The sequence below is a fragment of the Sphingobium cupriresistens genome, from assembly GCF_004152865.1.
GTDB lineage: Bacteria > Pseudomonadota > Alphaproteobacteria > Sphingomonadales > Sphingomonadaceae > Sphingobium > Sphingobium cupriresistens.
In genome coordinates this window covers 1-1056 of the sequence record NZ_SEOO01000124.1, presented here as the reverse complement: position 1 = coordinate 1056, position 1056 = coordinate 1, and the positions used below count along the sequence as shown (strand labels likewise).

Genomic DNA, 1056 nt, shown 5'->3' with positions numbered 1-1056 from the left:
TAGAGCGGTTTCCACTCATTCCGGTTCATATCCGCACGATTTGAAGTAATTGGCGCATTCGTCGGGCTGGAAGATATCGACGAGCTTTCCTATCAGGCCCCAAAGCCCGCTGACGGTTCGCTCGCCTGCTTTGCGCAGCATTGCCTTCAGCCGGGAGAACGCCTTCTCGATTGGGTTAAAGTCCGGGCTGTAAGGTGGAAGGAAGCGCAGGGTTGCACCTGCGGCCTCGATGAGCACTTGGACCGACGCGCGCTTGTGGCTCGACAGGTTGTCCATGATGACGATGTCGCCCGGTCGCAGTTCCGGCACGAGCACTTGAGCTACGTAGGCTTCAAACCAGTTGCCGTTGATCGGGCCGTCGAGCACCATCGGCGCAATCATGCCGGTCATGCGCAGGCCGGCCACCAGCGTGGTCGTCTTGCGATGGCCATGCGGGAAGCCCATCCGCAGACGCTCGCCTTTGGCGCAGCGGCCATGGCTGCGGGTCATGTTGGTTGCTGTCCAGGTCTCGTCGATGAAAACCAGGCGTTCTGGTTCCAGATCGAGCTGACCGTCGAACCAGTGGTGACGCTGTTTCAGGACGTCGGGACGGTCTTGCTCGATTGCGTGCCCGGTCTTTTTTTCCGCGTGATGCCGTGGCGTACGAAAAAGCGATGCAGCGTGCCGATCCCGACCGGGGCGCCCCGCTCGATCAACCGAGCCTGAACTTCGACAAGGGTCATGTCGCCCTGTTCGGCAAGCAGTTCACGGATGAAGCCGCCATGCGCCTCGATCCTGCCCGAATGCCGGTCTCCGCCACGTGGCTTGGCAACAGCCTCACCGTGTTCCAGCGCGCGTTGCCGCCAGCGGATCGCGCTCGATGCGCTGACACCAAACCGATCAGCCGCAGCCCGACAACTCAAACCCGCATCAATCGCAGCAATGACCCTGTCCCGCAGGTCCTGTGAAAGCGTTCGTGCCATCCATGCTGGCCTCCTGTCACCAGCAGACAGCGTGAATCACATCAGCGCAGCGAAGGGAACCCCTACCGATTCAGTTCGTGTGGAAACCGCTCTA

Annotated in this window: 1 protein-coding gene; it reads right to left on the bottom strand. The window is 61.0% G+C overall.

Features of this window, described 5'->3' with window-relative positions; all coding sequences use genetic code 11:
* Positions 1 to 15 precede the first annotated feature (15 nt).
* A protein-coding gene (locus EWH12_RS21905; protein ID WP_129927820.1) for an IS630 family transposase occupies positions 16 to 962 on the bottom strand; the annotation gives its coding sequence in 2 pieces (ribosomal slippage) (positions 16 to 626 and positions 626 to 962; 948 coding nt in all).
* Positions 963 to 1056: the final 94 nt, after the last annotated feature.